This window comes from Bradyrhizobium sp. HKCCYLRH3073 (assembly GCF_051167995.1).
Lineage (GTDB): Bacteria > Pseudomonadota > Alphaproteobacteria > Rhizobiales > Xanthobacteraceae > Bradyrhizobium.
This window is the reverse complement of record NZ_JBNPUD010000011.1, coordinates 16,021-35,591: the sequence shown is the minus strand read 5'-3', so window position 1 is coordinate 35,591 and position 19,571 is coordinate 16,021. Positions and strand designations below refer to the sequence as shown.

The 19,571-nt window shown below is 66.7% G+C and carries 18 protein-coding genes; 6 read left to right on the top strand and 12 right to left on the bottom strand.

The features are described from left to right. Positions 1-56 precede the first annotated feature (56 nt). The 7 genes from cckA to flgB all read right to left on the bottom strand — a co-directional run bounded on the left by cckA (position 57) and on the right by flgB (position 6,491). Complete coding sequence (cckA, locus tag ACQR1X_RS24000) at positions 57-2,624, bottom strand: cell cycle histidine kinase CckA (protein ID WP_434899700.1); 2,568 nt, start codon at positions 2,622-2,624, stop codon at positions 57-59. Positions 2,625-2,779: 155 nt separating this feature from the next. Beyond that, positions 2,780-3,859 carry a flagellar biosynthesis protein FlhB gene (gene flhB / locus ACQR1X_RS23995; RefSeq protein WP_434848770.1) on the bottom strand — a complete coding sequence of 360 codons (1,080 nt, stop codon included), beginning with the start codon at positions 3,857-3,859 and terminating at the stop codon, positions 2,780-2,782. Between the two features lie 12 nt (positions 3,860-3,871). Further along, on the bottom strand, positions 3,872-4,639 hold the full coding sequence (fliR, locus tag ACQR1X_RS23990; RefSeq protein ID WP_315716025.1) for a flagellar biosynthetic protein FliR: 768 nt from the start codon (positions 4,637-4,639) through the stop codon (positions 3,872-3,874). Positions 4,640-4,857: 218 nt separating this feature from the next. Continuing rightward, positions 4,858-5,121, bottom strand: a complete 264-nt coding sequence (gene fliQ, locus ACQR1X_RS23985) for a flagellar biosynthesis protein FliQ (protein ID WP_008965881.1) — start codon at positions 5,119-5,121, stop codon at positions 4,858-4,860. A gap of 133 nt (positions 5,122-5,254) precedes the next feature. After that, entirely contained in the window at positions 5,255-5,611 is a 357-nt protein-coding gene (gene fliE / locus ACQR1X_RS23980; RefSeq protein ID WP_315738761.1) for a flagellar hook-basal body complex protein FliE, read from the bottom strand. A 16-nt stretch (positions 5,612-5,627) separates the two neighbouring features. Continuing rightward, entirely contained in the window at positions 5,628-6,053 is a 426-nt protein-coding gene (gene flgC / locus ACQR1X_RS23975) for a flagellar basal body rod protein FlgC (protein ID WP_315716023.1), read from the bottom strand. Positions 6,054-6,083: 30 nt separating this feature from the next. Next, a complete protein-coding gene (flgB, locus tag ACQR1X_RS23970) occupies positions 6,084-6,491 on the bottom strand; it encodes a flagellar basal body rod protein FlgB (protein ID WP_315804287.1) in 408 nt (135 codons plus the stop codon). A 356-nt stretch (positions 6,492-6,847) separates the two neighbouring features. On the opposite strand from flgB, the gene ACQR1X_RS23965 reads away from it, so the two are divergent. Further along, positions 6,848-7,915 carry a flagellar biosynthetic protein FliO gene (locus ACQR1X_RS23965; protein ID WP_315804288.1) on the top strand — a complete coding sequence of 356 codons (1,068 nt, stop codon included), beginning with the start codon at positions 6,848-6,850 and terminating at the stop codon, positions 7,913-7,915. After that, on the top strand, positions 7,912-8,667 hold the full coding sequence (gene fliP / locus ACQR1X_RS23960; RefSeq protein WP_316238731.1) for a flagellar type III secretion system pore protein FliP: 756 nt from the start codon (positions 7,912-7,914) through the stop codon (positions 8,665-8,667). The genes ACQR1X_RS23965 and fliP overlap by 4 nt, the downstream gene beginning before the upstream one ends. A 131-nt stretch (positions 8,668-8,798) precedes the next feature. Here the strand turns inward: fliP and ACQR1X_RS23955 are convergent, their stop codons facing one another. The 5 genes from ACQR1X_RS23955 to fliL form a co-directional block, all read right to left on the bottom strand. Beyond that, positions 8,799-12,593, bottom strand: coding sequence for a tetratricopeptide repeat protein (locus ACQR1X_RS23955; protein ID WP_434899699.1), 3,795 nt, complete (start codon positions 12,591-12,593; stop codon positions 8,799-8,801). A gap of 103 nt (positions 12,594-12,696) precedes the next feature. Then, positions 12,697-13,467 (bottom strand): flagellar protein FlbB, encoded by a 771-nt coding sequence (locus ACQR1X_RS23950; protein WP_315804291.1) that lies wholly within the window; start codon positions 13,465-13,467, stop codon positions 12,697-12,699. After that, complete coding sequence (locus ACQR1X_RS23945; RefSeq protein WP_434848764.1) at positions 13,464-13,949, bottom strand: DUF6468 domain-containing protein; 486 nt, start codon at positions 13,947-13,949, stop codon at positions 13,464-13,466. The genes ACQR1X_RS23950 and ACQR1X_RS23945 overlap by 4 nt, the downstream gene beginning before the upstream one ends. Continuing rightward, positions 13,946-15,148 (bottom strand): flagellar motor switch protein FliM, encoded by a 1,203-nt coding sequence (gene fliM / locus ACQR1X_RS23940; protein WP_315804293.1) that lies wholly within the window; start codon positions 15,146-15,148, stop codon positions 13,946-13,948. Before fliM ends, ACQR1X_RS23945 begins: the two co-directional genes overlap by 4 nt. Before the next feature lie 20 nt (positions 15,149-15,168). Beyond that, positions 15,169-15,663, bottom strand: coding sequence for a flagellar basal body-associated protein FliL (fliL, locus tag ACQR1X_RS23935; RefSeq protein ID WP_434899698.1), 495 nt, complete (start codon positions 15,661-15,663; stop codon positions 15,169-15,171). 376 nt (positions 15,664-16,039) lie between these two features. On the opposite strand from fliL, the gene flgF reads away from it, so the two are divergent. The 4 genes from flgF to flgH are packed head-to-tail and all read left to right on the top strand — an operon-like array spanning position 16,040 to position 19,487. Further along, on the top strand, positions 16,040-16,804 hold the full coding sequence (flgF, locus tag ACQR1X_RS23930) for a flagellar basal-body rod protein FlgF (RefSeq protein ID WP_316238734.1): 765 nt from the start codon (positions 16,040-16,042) through the stop codon (positions 16,802-16,804). A 22-nt stretch (positions 16,805-16,826) separates the two neighbouring features. Then, positions 16,827-17,615, top strand: coding sequence for a flagellar basal-body rod protein FlgG (flgG, locus tag ACQR1X_RS23925; RefSeq protein ID WP_315804296.1), 789 nt, complete (start codon positions 16,827-16,829; stop codon positions 17,613-17,615). 22 nt (positions 17,616-17,637) lie between these two features. Then, on the top strand, positions 17,638-18,702 hold the full coding sequence (flgA, locus tag ACQR1X_RS23920) for a flagellar basal body P-ring formation chaperone FlgA (RefSeq protein ID WP_316180435.1): 1,065 nt from the start codon (positions 17,638-17,640) through the stop codon (positions 18,700-18,702). A 5-nt stretch (positions 18,703-18,707) separates the two neighbouring features. Further along, entirely contained in the window at positions 18,708-19,487 is a 780-nt protein-coding gene (gene flgH, locus ACQR1X_RS23915) for a flagellar basal body L-ring protein FlgH (RefSeq protein WP_315804298.1), read from the top strand. The last annotated feature ends 84 nt before the right edge of the window (positions 19,488-19,571 follow it).

Sequence of the window (19,571 nt, the reverse complement as noted above, 5' to 3'; positions counted from 1 at the left end):
CGGGATGAACCCGCTCGGCCGGCTCGCCAAGGAATCTGCCAAGGAACTCCGGTAACCTATTGTGGCGCCATGGTTTCCTTGACCGCCGCCACGAGCTGGCTGAGCGTGAAGGGTTTTGGCAGGAAGGCGAATTGCTGGTTCTCCGGCAGGCTCTTCTCGAACGCATCCTCGGCATAGCCGGAGACGAAGATGATCTTGATCTCCGGATTGCGCTCGCGCATCGCCTTGAGCAGCGTCGGCCCGTCCATCTCCGGCATCACGACGTCGGACACCACGAGATCGAGGACGCCGTCACACTCGTCCAGCGCCTCCATCGCCTCGACGCCGTTCGACGCCTCGATGACGCTGTAGCCGCGCGAGCGCAGGCCGCGCGCGTTCAGCGCCCGCAGGCCCTCCTCGTCCTCCACCAGCAGGATGGTGCCCTGCCCGGTCAGGTCGGCGCGCGGCTTCGGCGCATCGGCGGCAGCCGGCTCCTTGGCGGCGCCGTTGACGGCCTGCGGCTCGACCTGGACCTCCGGCACGACGATGTGGCGCGGCAGGAAGATCTGGAACGAGGTCCCCTTGCCGACCTCGCTGTCGACATAGATGAAGCCGCCGGTTTGCTTGATGATGCCGTAGACGGTCGAGAGCCCGAGGCCGGTGCCCTTGCCGACCTCCTTGGTCGAGAAGAACGGCTCGAAGATCTTCTCGCGGATCTCGGCCGGAATGCCGGTGCCGGTATCGCTGATCTCGATGCGGACGTAGTCGGCGACCGGCATGCCCTTGTAGGCGGCCTGCGCGACCTCGTCGGCCGAGACGTTGGCGGTCCGCACCGACAGCTTGCCGCCATCGGGCATCGCGTCGCGGGCGTTGACCGCGAGGTTCACGACCACCTGCTCGAACTGCGAGACGTCGACCTTGACCGGCCAGAGGTCGCGGCCGTGAACCAGGTCGAGCTTGACCTTCTCGCCGATCAGCCGGCGCAGCAGCATCGTCAGGTCGGACAGTGCATCGCCGAGATCGAGCACCTGCGGCCGCAATGTCTGCCGGCGCGAGAAGGCGAGCAGCTGCCGCACCAAGGTCGCGGCGCGGGTCGCGTTCTGCTTGATCTGCATGATGTCCTGGAACGACGGGTCGGTCGGCTTGTGCGCGTTCAGCAGGAAATCATTGGCCATCATGATGGCCGAGAGCACGTTGTTGAAGTCGTGGGCGATGCCGCCGGCGAGCTGGCCGACCATCTCCATCTTCTGCGACTGGTTGATCTGGTTCTCGAGCGCGCGGCGCTCGGTGGTCTCCAGCATGTAGACGATCGCAGCTTCCGTCTCGCGCTCGTCCTCGTCGACCGCGGTGACGAAGAACTGGCCGAAGCGCTCCTTCGGCCCGTCCAGCATCACCTCGACCGGCGGAATGTCCGCCTGCCCCTCGGCCGCCTGGTTGATCGCGGCGATCAGCAGATGCCGGTCGCGCTGACTGACGGCGCGGAAGATCGACTTCGCCGCCGCCGCATCGCCGCTGACGCTCTGCGCGAGCTTGGCAAAGCGGGCGTTGGCGCGCACCACGGCGCCGCCGCGGTCGACGGTCGCGATCGCCATCGGCGTATGGTCGAAGAAGCGCATGAAGCGCACCTCGGCGGCGCGCTCCGGATCGGAGCGCTCGTCGCGGGCGCGGCTGATGACGAGCGTACGCGAGGCGCCCGGCTTGCCGTCGGCGCCGAAGGCGAGCTTGTGGTAGAGCCGCGCCGGCATGGTCTTGCCACCGCGCATCTTCAGGTCGATGTCGAACACCTCGGTGCGGACCTCGCCGGGCACCGCGACGATCGAGCTGAGCAGCGAGGCACCGTCGCCCGAGACGACGTCGGCGAGCTTCAGCCCGCCCGAGCCGATCTCGGCGAGATCATAGTCGAGCCAGTTGGCGAGCGTGGCATTGACGTAGACGAGGCTGCCTTCCGGATTGACCGAGAAGAAGCCGCACGGCGCATGGTCGAGATATTCGATCGCGTGCTGCAGCTCCTGGAACACGTCCTCCTGGCGCTCGCGATCCCTGGTGATGTCGGCGATCGACCACACCGCGTAGCGGGCATGGCGCTTGGTCTGGCCGAGCGGGCGCACGCGCATCCGCAGCCAGCGCCCCTGCGCGCCTTCGGCCGCGGTGATGCGGACCTCCTCCTGCTGCCGCTTGCCCTCGCGCGCCGCCTTGAGCAGGCGGAACACCGCTTCGGAGACATCGGGATTGCCGATGAAGACACGCTCGACGGGACGCGCCTCCTGCGCGGTCGCTGCTCCCGTCATGTTGAGATAGGCGGCGTTGGCGTAGACGACATGGCCGCGCGGATCGGTCACCGCGAGGCCATCGAAGGCATGATCGGCGATCGCGCCCAACACCGGATCGTCGGTCGACTTGTCGGCGAAGCGGACGATGCCGGCGGCGAACGCGAACAGATTGAACAGGCCGACGGTGGCGAGCAGCGACAGCAGGCCGAGAATGTAGGGCTGCGCCTGGGCGCGGCCGATCGTCATCAGCGCGATCGCAACCGCGACGAGGCCGAACGCCACCAGAAGGATCAGCAGAATGCTGCCGCTGCGGCGCGGCCGCTCCGGCAGGCCCGCCTGATCCTGTAACCCATCATTGTCGGAATCGGCGCTCATGGCTCGGGGACGCGACCTGTCGGCTGGGAGCCCCAGCCCGTTCGCGCGGCTCCCCCTTCCACCTGCCTGAATCGACGGGTCAAGCGCAAGCCCGTCAAGCCGATATTCCATGATTTATCCGTATTTTGCGGTCCGTCCGGGGACCTGCTCGGTTGTCATTGCGGGCGCCCCGAGAGGTTGCGCCGCAGCCCCATCACGTAGCCGATGATCTCAGCAACCGCGTGATAATGTTCCACCGGGATCTCCTCGTCGATCTCGACCGTGGCATAGAGCGCGCGCGCCAGCGGCACGTTCTCGACGATCGGGATGTCGTGCGCCTTGGCGACCTCCCGGATCTTGAAGGCGATGTTGTCGACGCCCTTGGCGACGCAGACCGGTGCCGACATGCCGCGCTCGTAGGACAGCGCGACCGAGTAGTGCGTCGGGTTGGTGATGATCACGGACGCCTTGGGAACCGCGGCCATCATGCGCTTCTTCATGCGCTGCTGGCGGATCTGCCGGATGCGTCCCTTGACGTGCGGGTCGCCTTCCGACTGCTTGAACTCCTCCTTCATCTCCTGCACCGACATCTTCTGGCGCTCGTACCATTGCCGGTACTGGAACAGGTAGTCGCCGATCGCGACCAGGGCGAGCAGCGCGACCACCGAGCCCATCAGATGCGTCGTCAGCGAGATCGTGACGCCGAGCAGCTCGCCGATGTCCATATGCAGCAGCGATTCCAGGCGCAGCCGCTCCGGCCACAGGATCATGACCATGACCGTGCCGAGCAGCACGAGCTTGAACAGGCCCTTGGCGAAATTGGCCGCGGCCTGCTTGCCGAACAGCCGCTTGGCGCCGGCCAGCGGCGAGATCTTGCTCAGGCTCGGCTTCATCGGCTCGCCCGACCAGACCAGGCGATGCTGCATCATGTTGCCGGCGATCGCCGCCAGCATCACCATCAGGATCGGCACGCCGATCGCCGCGATCACGGCGAACGACAGGCCGCGCGCCAGCGACAGCAGGCCGGCGCCGTCGGTCTGGATCATCCAGGAATTGGCGATCAGGTTGCGCATCGGCACCAGCACCGCGGTGCCGATCGAGCCCGAGAAGGTCGACATCACCAACGTCGCGGAGGCGATCACGAACCAGGTGTTGAGCTCCTGGCTCTTGACGACGTCGCCGCGTTCGAGCGCCTGATCGAGCCGTTTTTGCGTCGGGTCTTCTGTTTTGTCTTCGGAATCGGCTTCATCGGCCATCGGTCAGGCCCCTCACCGCGGCATCATCTCGTGCATGACGCCTTCGAAATAGCCGAGAAACGTTCCCATCATCGCGGTCAGGACCAGCGCGAAGATCAGGAAGCCGATCAGGATCGAGAGCGGCGCGCCGACGAAATAGACCTGCATCTGCGGCATCAGCCGCGCCAAGACGCCGAGCCCGATGTTGAAGACCAGACCGAACACCAGGAACGGCGCCGACAATTGCAGGCCGATCTTGAAGGCCGCGGCAAACGCCTTGGTCGCCAGCGAGGCGACGTCGCCGCTCGGGATCAATTCGCCGGGCGCGAAGATCTTGTAGCTGTCGCTGAGCGCGGCGATCACCAGGTGATGGCTGTCGGTCGAGAACAGCAGGGTCACGCCGAGCATGGTGAGGAAGTTGCCGATCAGGACGCCCTGCTGTCCCTGCGTCGGATCCACCGCGGTGACGAAGCCGAGCCCCATCTGCTGCGCGATCACGGAGCCCGCGACCTGCAGCGCCGACAGCGTCACCCGCGCCGTCGCGCCGAGCACGATGCCGATCACGATCTCGTGCACCATCATCACCAGCAGCGGCGACAACGCCTGCAAATCGACCTGATAGGCCTGACGGTGCAGCGGCAGCACGATCATCGTGAGCAGCAGCGCGGTCGCGAGCTTGATGCGGACGGGGATGTTGACCTCGCCGAGGCCCGGCAACAGCATCACCATCGCGCCCACGCGCGCGAAGGCCAGCATGAACACGGCGGCCAGCGCCGGAAGGAAGGAAATATCGATGCGCATCGTCCGCCGTCACGGCCCTTTCGACCGCATGCTGGTGCGGCACGGCGGTCTTTGAAGAGACAACCTGCGAATAGACAGCCTCAGACGAGTCAGCCTGCGAAGAGCTCGCCCGAAAGACTGACCGCGCACGGCCGAAAGCAGCAGCGCCCCCCGCACTGCTCCTTGCGACCGCTCGCAGCGCCCTCACGCAGGCCTGCCCTGCCGCCCCGGACATTGCCTCATCCGCCGATGATTCGCGACGAGATCCGCATCATGTGCGAATGCAGCGCATCGGCCATGAACGGCAGCGCCAGCAGCAGCGTCACGAAGATCGCGATGATCTTCGGCACGAACACCAGCGTCTGCTCCTGGATCTGCGTGAGCGCCTGGAACAGCGAGACGACCACGCCGACCACGAGGCCGACCACCATCAGCGGCGACGACACCAGCACGATGGTCCAGATCGCATCGCGCGCCACATCGAGCGTTTCAGCTCCCGTCATGTCCTGTCGTTCCTCACTGTCGATCGGCTCCGGTCCGGCCCCCGTCTCAGCGCGCATCGCGCGCAGTCGCGGCAGACGGCAAATCCCCTGGGCGCATCAGGCACGTGACGGCCTGAAGCGTTGCGAGCTGCGCCTAGATCGTCATCTTCATCACGTCTTCATAGGCCTGGATCACACGGTCGCGCACCGACACCAGCGTCGACACCGCGACGTCGGTTTCGGCGACCGCCGTGACGACATCCATGACGTTTGCCTTGCCCGCGGCCATCGCGACCGCCTGACTGTCGGACTTGCGTCCGGCCTCCATCACGCTGCCGATCGCGTCCTTCAGCACCGCGCTGAATGACGGACCACCCTTGTCGGCGCCGTTGCCGCTACCGAGCACGTCGCGCACGCGCCCAAGGCTGCCGAAGGCACCGCTCGAGCCGCCGGCGTCGAGCACGCGGGCGGAATTCGCATAGGCATTCGCTGCGGAGATTGGGGAGGCCATGACTTTCGTTCCTGTCCTAGGTCTTCAGAATGTCGAGTGTGCGCTGGATCATGCGGCGCGTGGCGCCGATGATGTTCAAATTCGCCTCGTAGGACCGCTGTGCATCACGCATGTCGGTCATCTCGATGAGCGGATTGACGTTGGGGTACTTGACATTGCCGGACGCGTCCGCGGCCGGGTTACTGGGGTCGTATTTGACGCGGAACGACGATTGATCGGGCACCACCTTGCCGAGCGCCACCACCTTGGCGTCGAGCGCACGGTCGAGCGCCGAGGTGAATGTCGGGACCTTGCGGCGATACGGATCGCCACCTGCCTTGGCGGCGGTCGAATCGGCATTGGCGATGTTCTCGGAAATGACGCGCATACGTCCCGCCTGCGCACGCAGGCCGGAGGTCGCGATGCTCATCGAGCGCAGGAAATCGCTGGAGTCGTTTGCCATGCTTGTCGGTCTCCGTCCTTAAACCCGAGCTCAGCCCTTGCCGATCGCCGTCTTCAACAGATGCAGGCTCTTGCCGTACAGCGAGGTCGCCGCGGCGTAGTCCATCTGGTTGGCGGAGACCTTCAGCATCTCCTCTTCGAGGCTCACCGCGTTGCCGGCGGGCCTCGTCTGAAATCCGACCTTGCGGTTCTGGTCGAAGCTCGCGCTCTCGCCCGACGACGGTGCGATGTGCGCGGTGCTGGTCCGGGTCAGCGACAGCGGCGCAAAGCCGCCGACCGCCTGGCCGGTTGAATCGAACTTCGGCTCAACCAGATCCTTCGGCTTGAAGTTGGGCGTATCCGAATTGGACACGTTCTCGGACAGCACGCGCTGGCGCTCCTGATGCCATTGCATCTTGGTCCGCAACGCCGACAACACGGGGATATCGTTGATGGACATGGCGCTGCTCGGTTGTGTCCGACTACCGGACGGTTTGGGTAGGTAGAAATTGCCGTGCATATGGTTAACAGGGAGTTAAGAAACGGTGCGGCGACCCCCGGGATGATCCCGGTGTTTTGACGATTTCTTAGGAAAGTGCCGGGCTCCCGGCCGACCGATGCATCATTCCGGGACGGCACGGCTCGCCAAGAAGTCGTTTTGGCCCGGCCGATTCATGGGTTATTAAGAGGCCGAGCGGCAGTTCCTGCCGTCATGCGTTAACAGGTTGGTTCCGGTTCTGAAGCTCCGTTCGCTGCCGGCGATGCGTTGGACAGACGAGAGACTTCGAAAGGACGCGGTATTTGCCGGGGACAGAGATGCAGGCACTGACGTTCTTTTTTGCATTCGTAGCGGTGCTGGCGCTGATCGGCCTCGCCGCGTGGCTGGTTCGTCGATTCGCGGGGAATCGTCTCGGCACCAACCCGAATCGCGGCCGCATGCCCCGGCTCGCCGTGATCGATGCCGCCGCCGTCGATGGCCGCCGCCGTCTCGTGCTCGTGCGCCGTGACAACATAGAGCATCTTCTGATGATCGGCGGGCCCACCGACATCGTGGTCGAGTCCAACATCGTGCGCGCCATGCCGGCGCGCGAGCAATTGCCGCAGCGGCCGGGCATCAATGCCGAGCCGCCGGCGGCGCGCATTGCGCCACTGCCGGATGCGCCGTCCTGGGCCGACAACGAGCCGAAGACCGAGGCCGCCGAGCCTGCCGAGCTGCAGATGCCGGAGCCGCCGCAGCGCCCGATGCGGCCGTCGTTCATCGATGAGGTTCGCCGCACGGCGCCGGCTGCCGCAGAGCGGCGTGAGCCGGCACCGGCATTCCCGCCGGAACCACCGCTCCCTCCGCGCCGTCCCGATCCCCGCCAGGACCTCCGGGCGGACGTCCGTGGAGAACCGCGCGGCGGAGACGAAGCCCGCCTGGAGCCCCGCCCTGAGCGGGTGATCCGCGGCGAGCCGGGAATGCCACGCCCGCTGCGCCCCGCCGAGCCGCAACGCCAGGCCGAGGCGCCGCGCGCTTCCGAGGGGCCCCGGCTGCCGCCGGTGCGGAATGCTGAGCGCGCAGCCGAGCGCGTCGAACGCGTGGCGGCGCCGCCGCTGCCGCCGGTGGCCCAGATGCCGCCGCCACCGCCCCCGGCTGCCCCGCCGCCCGCAGCGGCCGATTCGAGCGCCGAAGCCAATCTGGCCGAGATGGCGCAACGGCTCGAGGCCGCGCTGCGGCGTCCGTCAGCCGATCCGTCGGCTGCTCCGGCCTCGGGTCCCCCGGCGCTCCGGGCGGCCGCGCGCAACGAGCCGGCTCCGGCGCAAGCCGCGCCGGTCAAGACCAGCTTCGAGAATCTGGAGGACGAGATGGCCTCGCTGCTCGGACGTCCGAAGTCGTCGCAGTGAGATCGCTGCTTCCCCCGCGTAGAGTTGTCTTCATCGCTGTTCTGACTGCCGCCGGTTTACTGGCGGGACCTGCTGCTGCGCAGGACATCAGCATCAATCTCGGCGGCGGTGGTGGCGGCGGCGTCACTGAACGCGCGGTCCAACTGATCGCGCTGCTCACGGTGCTGTCGATCGCGCCGTCGATCCTGATCATGATGACGTCGTTCACGCGCATCGTGGTCGTGCTGTCGCTGCTGCGCACGGCGATGGGCACAGCGACCGCGCCGCCCAACTCGGTCATCATCGCGCTCGCGATGTTCCTCACGGCCTTCGTGATGGGCCCGGTGCTGCAGAAATCCTATGATGACGGCATCCGGCCGCTGGTCGAGAACCAGATCGGCGTTGAGGACGCGCTGCAGCGCGCCTCGGTGCCGCTGCGCGGCTTCATGCAGAAGAACGTGCGAGAGAAGGACCTGAAGCTGTTCATGGACCTCTCCGGCGAGCCGCCGCCGGCGACGCCCGACGAGTTGTCGCTGCGCATCCTGGTGCCGGCCTTCATGATCTCCGAGCTGAAGCGCGCCTTCGAGATCGGCTTCCTGCTGTTTCTGCCGTTCCTGATCATCGACCTCGTGGTCGCCTCGGTCTTGATGTCGATGGGCATGATGATGCTGCCGCCGGTCGTGGTGTCGCTGCCGTTCAAGCTGATCTTCTTCGTGCTGGTCGACGGCTGGTCGCTGGTGGCAGGCAGCCTGGTGCAGAGCTATGGCGGGTAAGAAGAACCATGGCGCCCGATCCGGGCCCCGCCCTTCGAGACGCCCGCCGACGGCAGGCCCTCAGGGTGAGGGGAAGTAGCTTTCCCTGGCCGGCTTGGTCATCTGATTGGATCTCCCGCTCTGCGCTGAGATCAACGGCCGGCGATCGCCTGCTTGACACCCTGGATGCGCGGCAGGGCGCCGGTCGCCTCCGACGGGGCCTTCGCAGCATCCTTGCCGCCGTCCGGTCCTTTGCCGGTGGCATCCGGGAAGCGCGCGCGCATGTCGCGAAGGAAGCCGTCCAGCGTATCGACGCTCGCCGCCATCTTCGCGATCTGGGCGAATTCGGCGCTGGAGCCGCTCGCCGGCTTGCTGGCGACGTCGAACGCGATCTTGTCCGCCTCGCCGGTCATCAGCGGCGCATATTTCTCGCGGAAGCGGGCGAGGCCGATGGCGTCGTCGGCGAGCGCATAGCCGACCACGGCGCGCAGGATGTCGCCGCGCTCGGCCGGATTGAGCGGGCGGAAATCGCGCCAGCGATCGCCGTAGTAGAGCTCGATCTGCTCGGACGCCTCGCGCCAGCGCCGCGACGCCCAGTAGATGTCGGAGCGCAGCCGGATCGCCTCGCGGCCGCCGATGTTGCTGATGATATCCAGCCCGAGGTCGTAACGACCGATGTCGCTGTTGGCGCGCGCCTCCAAGAGCAGCCGCTGCTGGCGCAGCTCGCCCGCGAGATCGGCGATGCGGGTGGTGCGCAGCGCCTCGATGGCACGGTCCGGCTTGCGGTTGGTGAGGTAGACCATGGCGAGACGCGCGGCGACCTGGGCGCGCGCCGCACCTTCGAGGCGATGGTCGACCTGGTATTGCAGAAGCTCGGCGGCCTGGTCGAGCAGGTCGATGCCGACCAGGCGGTCGGCGAGCTTGCGGATCATCTCGTCGCCGCGGCGGCCGATCGGAGTCAGCTCGCGAAACCCGTAGAAGATGCTGAGCGCATCGACCGGCGGAAGCTCGTCGGCCTTGCCGCTCAGGAACAGCTGCGAGAACAGGCGGGAGGCTGCATCCTGGGCCTGCCGCGCCAAGTCGGAGTTGGGCATCAGGCGGGTGGCCTGGCGCGCGGCCTCGAGCGAGTCCGCGTAGCGCCCGGCCTCCTCATAGAGCTGCGCCATCATCTGCAACGTCTGCACCTCGATCGCATCGCCGCGCCAGATCGCCTGCAAGGTCTCCAGCTCCTTCAGCGCGTCGGACGGCTTGATCTCGCCGCGCTTCTGCAGGAGCTTGATCTCCAGCAGCTTGGCCTCGGCGGCTGCCGGGCGGTCGTCGGAGTTCACGGCGAAGCGATAGTCGTCGAGCGCGTCCTTCTCCTGCGCCATCGCCTCGGCGAGCCGGCCGCGCAGCACGGCGATGTCGGGCTTCATGTCCGCGGGCACGCCGATCACGTCGATCTCGGCGCGCCGCTTGGCGGCACCGGCGAAATCCTTGATCTCGAGCGCCGACTTCATCGCATCCGCGATCACGATGCGCTGCAGGTCGAGCGGCAGCGAGGCGATGGCGAACTCGACGTTCTTCAGCTTCTCGCGCGCGTCCGCAAACTTGCCCTGCCGGGCGAAAGCGAGGCCCTTCCACATCTGGGAGTCGAAATTGTTTCCGATCGACGGCGTGGCGAGATCCTTGAGGCCCTGGTCCGGCCGGCCCATCAGGATGCTTGCCACCGCGTGGATCATCAGCATGGCGGTCTCGTCGGTGCGCGGATCGGCGTCGGAGATCATCAGATTGGTGACACCGCGCGCTTCCGGATACATCGCTCGCGCCATGTAGAAGCGCGCCAGCGCCAGCCGCGTCTGCGCCCGCCGCTCCGGCTCGGCGTTGGCCGCGGCCTTGATCAGGAGATCCTCGCGCGGCACGAACGGCTGGGTCTGGTTCTGCTGCCATTCGTCGATGTCGAACATCGGCCTGACAGCGGTCGGCGCCCGTTCCGGCGAAAAGCCGATCGACGACAGCGTCAGCCCGCCCGGCCGGCCCAGGATCACCTTGTCAGGCGCGATCTCGACGGCGATGTCATCCGAATTCGGACGCACGGCGATGCCGTGGATGGAATCGAGCAGCGACAGATCGACGAAATCCTGGCGCTTGATGAAGCCCCGGATCGGCGGCGGCGCCGTCACGACCAGCAGCGTGTCGCCGGCATCCGGGTCGGTCAGGCGGTGCAGCATGCCGGCTCCGGGATTGGCGAGCGGCACCATCACATTGGCAAGCGCGGGATCGGTGACGTTGCGCATCACCATCAGCGGCTGCTGATTGGCCTGGCCCTTGTCGGCGAACGACAGCGTCCAGCTGCGCCCGCCATCATCGCTGCCGAGCGAATGCATCTGCGGGCGGTTGAGCCGGATCCGGATCGCCTGCCCGTTATCGAGCGGCATCCTGTTGACCTCGCCGATGATGGCGCCGCCCTTCGCGCGGATGGGCTCGACGTCGACGGGCTTGGTCGAATCGAACACCATCCATACCGTATCGCCGCGGCGGAACAGCGCCGCCGGCGTGACCTGGCCGAAGCCGAAGGTGAGCCGCAGGCCCTCGCTGTCGCGCAAGGCCTCCAGGGTGGCGGCTCCATTGGCTGCCTTCTCGGCCGGCTTGGTTTCGGCAGGCTTGGTTTCGGCCGACTTGGTTTCGGCCGACTTGGCCTCTACAGCCTTGGCTTCGGCCGACTTGCTCTCGACGGGCTTGGCGGCTTCGGCTTTGCCGGCCTCCGGCTTCATCGCCTCGGGCTTCGCCGGTTCGGATTTGGCCGCCTCGGATTTGACAGCTTCAGGCGCAGCAGCTTCAGGCTTGGGAAGCTCGGGCGCGGCTTCGGCCTTCGCGGCGGCCGGCGCGGCAGCAGCAGCTGCCGACGGCGCAGGCTCGGCCGCGGGCTCCGTGGCTGGCGCCGCGACCGCAGGCGCCGGCTTGGCCTCCGTCTTCATCTCCTTGGCGATGGTGTCGGAGGTCGGCGGCACGATCTCCGGCTGCGCAGCCTGCTTCGGCTTGTCACCATTGGGCTTGCTGCCGTTGGGTTTCTCGGCCGCGGCCGCCTTGGCGCCCGGCAGCGTGTCCGAGGAGACTGCGGAAACCTTCTTGTCCGGCTGCTGATAGGCGACGTCGATGTTGTAGTTCTTCTCCTCGCGGAAGGCGCGAACGTCGACCTCGCCGATCAGGCCGATCTCGACGACGGTCCTGCTGCCGTCGATGCGCTGGTTGATCGCGGCGACGTTGGGCGGCGAAACGATCTTGGCGTCGGCGAGATCGAAGGACAGCGGCGCGGTGAAGAACAGCGACAGCTTCTGGTCGTTGAGCACCGAGGAGATGCCGACGCCGTCGGGGATCTCGAACACGAAGCGCACGAAGGTCGGCTGCACCAGCGCGCGCACGCGGATCGGCGGCCGCTTCTTCGATTCCGCCTCGGCGCGCTGCAGCCGCAGCGCCTTCTCGGCGGCGCGCGCGCGCTCGGCGAGCTCGCGCACGACCTCGGCCGGCAGCGGCGGCGGCGGGCCGGTCCAGCTGTCGGGCAACAGGTCGATGAAGACGCGCTCGCCCGCGGTCATGGTGTTGACGCGGACCTTGCGCGACAGCGACAGCCGCAGCGCCGAGCCGTCGGGGTCGCCGCGGGCCGACGAGATGTAGTCGGGCGCCGCATCGACCCAGCGGTCGATCGGAACGGTGGCGGGGCGATCGAACCTGATCAGCAGAATCGAGCCGGCGGTGGTGACGTCGGCGCTGACGTCCTCGGCGAATTTCAGCACCAGCCGCGCATAGCCGTCCTGAGCCGACAGGCTCGCCTCGCCCGGCACCGGTGCAGCGCCCGCCGCGACCGTGGACAGCACCAGGCCGATGACGATGGCCGACAGCAGCGCGAGGCCGGCGCGCGCCCGTGCGCGGGCCTTCGACCGCAATCCAATGGGAGTCGTGCGCGCCATGGTCACAAGCTTCCGGTTCGACATCCGCAACTTGACGGATACGCCTGCCCCGCCATGCCGCAAATCTAGGTGCCGGCGTTTAAGGGCGCATTAAACATGCGGCTCAATTGCTCTTCACGGGCACGATCTTGCCCTCGATCTTCGGCAGCTCGGCGCTCGCCTCGGGCCGTTCGGCGCCGGCCCGGCGGGCGAGCTCGACCGTGAGCCGTTCGGCCGCCTCCGGCGTCATCAGGCCGAGAATGTCGGACATCTTGCGTGGCGCGATCTGCGAGGCGATCTCGATCAGCACCGACATCTCGAGCCGGTCGAACACCTTGGCGGCGTCCTTCGGCTTCATGCCCTCGTACATCGTGACGATGCTCTTGAAGCGGGCGTTGTCGGCCTCGGTCTTGGCGGCCTGCGCGCCGGAGATGCGGCCCTCGATCGCCTTCATCTCCTCGGTCTTGGACTGGATGCGCTGCTCGGCGGCGCGCAACAGGCTCTCGCGGATGTCGATCTCGCGCGCGCGCGCGTCGAGCTCCTGGCGGCGCGACTGCAGCCGCTCGAGGATCGCCTTCTCCGCCGGCGACACCTGCTGCTGGTTCTCCTCGGGCTTGATCACGACGCCCTCGGGCTTGGTGTCCGGAGCGGCGGGCTTGGGCGCCTCCTCCTTCTTCTCCTTCGGCGCGCCGTGCGTGGAGCCGGTGACGATGTCATTGTCCTCGCGGCCTGGATAGCCGAGGTTCTCCTGAGCCCAGGACCGCTTGGTCGGGTGAGGGTCGTAGTCGAAAACGTAGCCGCCATCGATCACCAGGCCGGCCACCTTCAGGACCGCGAGGCAGGCCACCGCGATCAGGACGACGGGAATGACGCGGATGTTACGAAACGCATTCATGCGGCAAGGCCACCAGTCCTTCGACGTTCGGAGAATGCCTGGGCCGCGGCGGCAACCGCCTTGGCACCGGAGACGCGCACCGGCTCGGTCGTGATCGCCGGCACAGGCGCTGGCGCCGGCGCCGGCTCGGGCGCGGCGTCAGGCGAGGTGATGGGTCGCGCGGCGCTGGCGATGCGCGACAGGCGGCGCACCACGCCGTCGCTCTCGGCGAGCTGCTTGCGCAACTGGTCGGACATCTGCGTCGCGGCGGCGAGCTGATTGCCGAGATTGTCGTTGACGTCACGCACCGCGAGCTTGAGGCCGCCGATCGCGCGCTCGGCGATCTCGGTCGCGGTGATCAGCTCAGCGATCACGGCCTTGAGCGAATGCTCGTCGGCCTTCAGCCGCTTCAGCCTGGAATTCAGCAGCATGCAATAGCCGATGGTCAGCACCAATAGGACCGCCACCAGGCTTTCGATGATCAATCCGAGGGAGTGGTTCATTGGGCCTCCATCAACTTGTTCTGGCCTTCGGCGCCTTCGAACATCGCAAGCGTCGTATTCGGCTTGCGCAAATTCTTGGTGACACGGATCGCGACGCGGTCTCCGACCCGCCCCATCCGCCCCTCCGTCAGCATGGTGCTGCCGCAGCGGACCGCGACCAGCGCATCGGGACGGATGTCGAGCGGCAGGGTGTCGCCGACCTTCAGCTTCATGAGCTGCTTCAGCGGCACGTCGGCCTCGTAGAGCACGGCGTCGACGGCGATCTCGGCCTTGGTGATCTCGGTGGCGAAGTGGCCTTCCCAGACGGGATCGCGGCCGAACTTCTCACCCATGAACATCTGCAACAGCACCGGCCGGATCGGCTCGATGGTCGCGTAGGGCAGCAGCAGCTCGATGTTGCCGCCGCGGTCTTCCATGTCGATCCGCAGCTTCACCAGGATCGCGGCGTTGGCGGGCCGGCTGATCGCGGCGAAGCGCGGGTTGGTCTCGAGCCGGTCGATGGTGAAGCGCACCGGCGACAGCGGCCGGAACGCCTGCTCGGCATCGCTCAGCACCACCTCGATCAGGCGCTTGACCAGGTTGGTCTCGATCGTCGTGTAGGGGCGGCCCTCGACGCGGAGCTGGGTGTTGCCGCGGCGGCCGCCGAGCAGCACGTCGATGATCGAATAGATCAGGGTCGAGTCGACGGTGGCGAGCCCGAAATTCTCCCACTCCTCCGCCTTGAACACGCTGAGCACGGCGGGCAGCGGGATCGAGTTCATGTAGTCGCCGAAGCGCACCGAGGTGATGCGGTCGAGCGAGACCTCGACGTTGTCGGAGGTGAAGTTGCGCAAGGACGTCGTCATCAGCCGCACCAGGCGGTCGAAGACGATTTCGAGCATCGGCAGACGCTCGTAGGAGACCATCGCCGAATCGATGATCGCGCGAATGCCGGAATGGTCGTCGAGACTGACCTCGCCGGCGGTGAAGCCGAGGAGGTTGTCGATCTCCTCCTGCGACAGCACCCGCTCGCCGCCGTTCTTGGTGGCGCCGAAATCGCGGCTGCCGTCCTCGACCATCGCGGCCCATTGCAGGGCCATCGATTCGGTGAGTTCGTTGGCTGCTGCGGCTTCCGCGGCCTCTGTGGGATCCTCCGAGTCGAGCGAGGCTTCCCATTGCGCGGCTATCGCATCTTGGTCGACTTGATCGTTGCCAGCCATGATCGTTGCGCTTCTTTGCCTTACTGGACCACGATTTCCTTGAACAACACCGCGTTGACCTGGTTGGGCGCCAGCGCGACGTTGACCCGCTTGGTGAGCTCCTCCTTGAGCCGGAACAGGCCCGCCGAGCCGTTGAGGTCGCTCGGCCGGAGCTCGCGCAAATACGTCTGGAAGATGTCGGTGACGCGCGGAAGCGTCGGCTTGATCGTCTCGACCTGCTTCTCCTCCTTCACCTCGAGCACGATCTTCACTTTCAGATATTGGACGCGGTCACCGGGATTGCCGACCAGGTTGACGAGAAGGTCCGGCACCTCGACGAAGGCCGGCGGCTTCGGCGGCGGCGCCGCCTCGGCGTGATGCTCGTCGTTCTTGTGGCTGAAGAAGAAGAAATAGGCCGCACCGCCGACGCCGAGCAGCGCCAGCGCGCCGACGACCATGATGATCAGCTTGAGCTTGCTCTTCGGCGAGCCTGCTCGCTCCTCGCCTTCGCCTGCTCCGGCTTCGTTCTCGGCCATAGCTTTCGGATCCTTCCGGAAAATCGAGCCGATGCCGCCAGAAAGCTTAATGACGCGAAACCAACGCTCCCAGCGCATCTGCGCTTTGTTGAGGGAACGCTACGGTAACAATGGTTAACGGAAGCTTTCTTTTGCCGAGGCGGTGGGAAAAACTTGCCGGGCAATTATGGTTAGCGAGACGTTATTGCCGGGTGTTCCGAACCCGCACTGAAATACAAACCGTTGATTTATCGATAGTTTCAGAGTTGGCACGGCTTTCGCTGTACCCCTTGCGAACCCGCCGGCTTGGGAGAGCTGAACGGTTCTGGAAGACCCGGTCGAGACCGCCTTGGGAGAGGTGCCGCGAACGGGATTCGTTAAGAGGGGAGATCGACCGGTGGAGAATGCGCTTCTCATCGGATTGTCGCGGCAGATGGTGCTGGAGCGACAACTCGACGTCGTTGCCAACAACGTCGCCAACGTCAACACCAACGGCTTCAAGGCCGATCAGCAGCTGTTCGAGGAGTATCTCTCCTCCGGCGCGCATGAGGACAATTTTCCGGGCGCCGCCCGCAGGGTGTCCTATGTCCAGGACCGCGGCACCTATCGCGACTTCTCGCAGGGCTCGATGCAGCGCACCGGCAACGCGCTCGACGTCGCCGTCACGGGCGACGGCTTCCTGACGGTGCAGACCGCGGCCGGCGAGCGCTACACCCGCGATGGCAATCTGCACATGAACAACCTCGGCCAGCTCGTCACCGCCGCCGGTGACCTCGTGCTCGGCACCGGCGGTCCGATCGTGTTCCAGCAGACCGACCACGACATCAACATCTCGCCCGACGGCACCGTGACGGTGGTCGAGGGCCTCAACCGCACCGACTCGATCCGCGGCAAGCTGCGCATCGTCAACTTCGCCGATCCGCAGGCCGCGCAGAAGCAGGGCAACAACCTCTACGCCGCCGCCGCCGGCGCCACCGCGCAGCAGGACACCAAGTCGACCGTGCAGCAGGGCTACATCGAGAAGTCGAACGTCAGCGCGGTCGGCGAGATGAGCAAGATGGTCGAAGTGATGCGTGCCTACACCCAGGTCGCCAACATGCTGCAGGTCCAGAGCGACCTGCGCAAGAACGCGATCGAGAAACTCGCCGACGTTCCGGCCTGACAGATCTTGAAGGAGACGTGACATGCAGGCGCTTCACACCGCTGCGACCGGAATGGCGGCACAGGAACTCAACGTTCAGGTGATCTCCAACAACATCGCCAACCTCCGCACCACCGGCTTCAAGAAGCAGACGGTGGCGTTCCAGGACCTGATCTACGAGCACATGCGCCGCGTCGGCGCGCAGTCGTCGGACCAGGGCACGATCCTGCCCGTCGGCATCGACATCGGCGGCGGCGTCAAGACCGTCGGCACGCCGCGCTCGATGACCCAGGGCACGCTGTCGCAGACCGGCAACGACCTCGACCTCGCGATCTCGGGCGAGGGCTTCTTCAAGGTGCTGATGCCCGACGGCACCTTCCAGTACACCCGCGACGGCACCTTCCAGATGGACAATCAGGGCCGCATCGTCACCGCCCAGGGCAACCCGGTGCAGCCGACCATCACGATCCCGCAGAACGCCTCGGGCATCACGGTCAACGCGCAGGGCCAGGTCTCGGTGACGCTGCCGGGCTCGACCACCTCGAACATCATCGGCCAGCTCCAGATCACGCGCTTCATCAACAAGGCCGGCCTGCAGCCGGTCGGCAACAACCAGTTCACCGACACCCCCTCCTCCGGGCCGCCGCAGGACGGCGTCGCCAACCAGGACGGTCTCGGCAGCATCACCCAGGGCAGCCTGGAGCAGGCCAATGTCGACGTCGTCAGCGAGATGAGCGAGCTGATCGCCGCGCAGCGCGCCTACGAGATGAACGCGAAGGTCATCTCGGCCGCGGACCAGATGCTGCAGTCGACCACGGCGCTGTTCCGCTGAGGTTCGAAGGGAGATCACCGTCATGACCCGTACCGTCCGTCCCTTCCTTCTTGCGGCTGCCCTGCTCGCCTCGACTGCGCTCTCGGCGCTGGCCGGCGAGGCCGACGACCAGATCAAGGCGCCCGTGCTGCGCTCCACCGTGAACGTCACCGGCGACATCGTTCGCGTCGGCGACCTGATCGACAATGCGGGCGTCGCGGCCAACATCGCCGTCTACCGCGCGCCCGACCTCGGCACCACCGGCGTGCTGCCGGCCGCGCAGGTGATCGCGACCCTGCGCACCCACCAGGTGATCGGCGTCGAGGTCCGCGACATCAAGGAGGTCGCGGTCACGCGGCTGGCGCGCGCCGTCGATGCCAAGGAGATCGGCGCGGCGGTGGCCCAGGCGCTCGATCACCGCAACGGCCTTGGCGATGCCGCGAACCTCAGCATCAGCTTCGACCAGCCGGTGCAGGACCTCAAATTCGAGGCGTCGATGTCGGGCACGCTGGCGCCGACCAGCGTCCGGTTCGACCCACGCAGCGGCCGCTTCGACATCACCTTGGAGCTCGGCCAGGCCAATGGCGCTGGTACGACCAAGCTGCGCTACACCGGCACGGCGATCGAGACCGTCGAGGCCGTGGTGCTGACCCGCAACATCGATCGCAACGAGATGATCCGCTCCGGCGACCTGCAGACCGAGCGACGGCCGCGTGCCGAGCTCGGCGGCGGCGAACCCGCCTCGCGCGAGCTCGCGGTGGGCATGCAGATGCGCCGCCCGGCGCGCGCGGGCCAGGCGCTCAAGACCACCGACCTCGCCAAGCCCGACCTCGTGCAGCGCGACCAGGCGGTCACGCTGATCTTCCAGACCGCCGGCATCTATCTCACCACGCGCGGCAAGGCGCTGGAGTCGGGCACCGAAGGCGATGTCGTCAGCGTGCTCAATCTGCAGTCCAAGCGCACCGTGACCGGCCGCGTCTCGGGTCGCGGCCAGGTCTCCGTCGACATCGCCGTCGCCAAGCCGGCGCAGACCTCCGAAGCGGACATCGCCGCGCCCGTGGCCGTCGCCAGCCGCCTTCCCACCTCCGCCACCCCGAAAGCCGAGTAAGTTTCATGTCGAAGTTCAAGTTTGATGATCGGGGCGCATCGAGCCTGCGCCGGGTCGCGCTGATCTCGGTCTCCTTCGCGGTGCTGTCGATCGCCGGCGGATGCTCCTCGATCGACCGTCTCAGCCAGATCGGCGAGCGGCCGAAGCTGACGGAGATCGACAATCCGACCACGCAGCCGGGCTACAAGCCGGTACAGATGCCGATGCCGAAACCCGAGACCGTGTCCTACGCGCCGAACTCGCTATGGCGTAACGGCTCGCGCGCCTTCTTCAAGGACCAGCGCGCCCGTCAGGTCGGCGACCTCCTGACCGTCACGGTCAGCATCTCCGACAAGGCCAATTTCGCCAACGAAACCCAGCGCAGCCGCACCAACAAGGAGGATTCGGGCATCACCGACTTCATCGGCGCGAAGACGCTCGGCGTGCAGGCGCAGAAGGTGCTGCCCGGCCGCATCCTGACCGCCGACGGCACCTCGTCCTCCGACGGCAAGGGCACCATCCAGCGGTCGGAGTCCCTGACCACCAGCGTCGCCGCGGTCGTGACCCAGGTGCTGCCGAACGGCAACCTCGTCGTCGAAGGCAAGCAGGAGATCCGGGTCAACTACGAGATCCGCGAGCTGATCGTGGCCGGCATCGTCCGCCCCGAGGACATCCAGAGCGACAACACCATCGACTCCACCAAGATCGCCCAGGCCCGCATCTCCTACGGCGGCCGCGGCCAGATCACCGACATCCAGCAGCCGCGCTACGGCCAGCAGGTCATGGACATCCTGCTGCCGTTCTGAGGCAAACCTCAGCATCAAGGACCGGGCGGAGCGCCGCCCGGTCGCACTGGAAGCCGCCCATGCGATGACCTCGCAAGGCGCAAA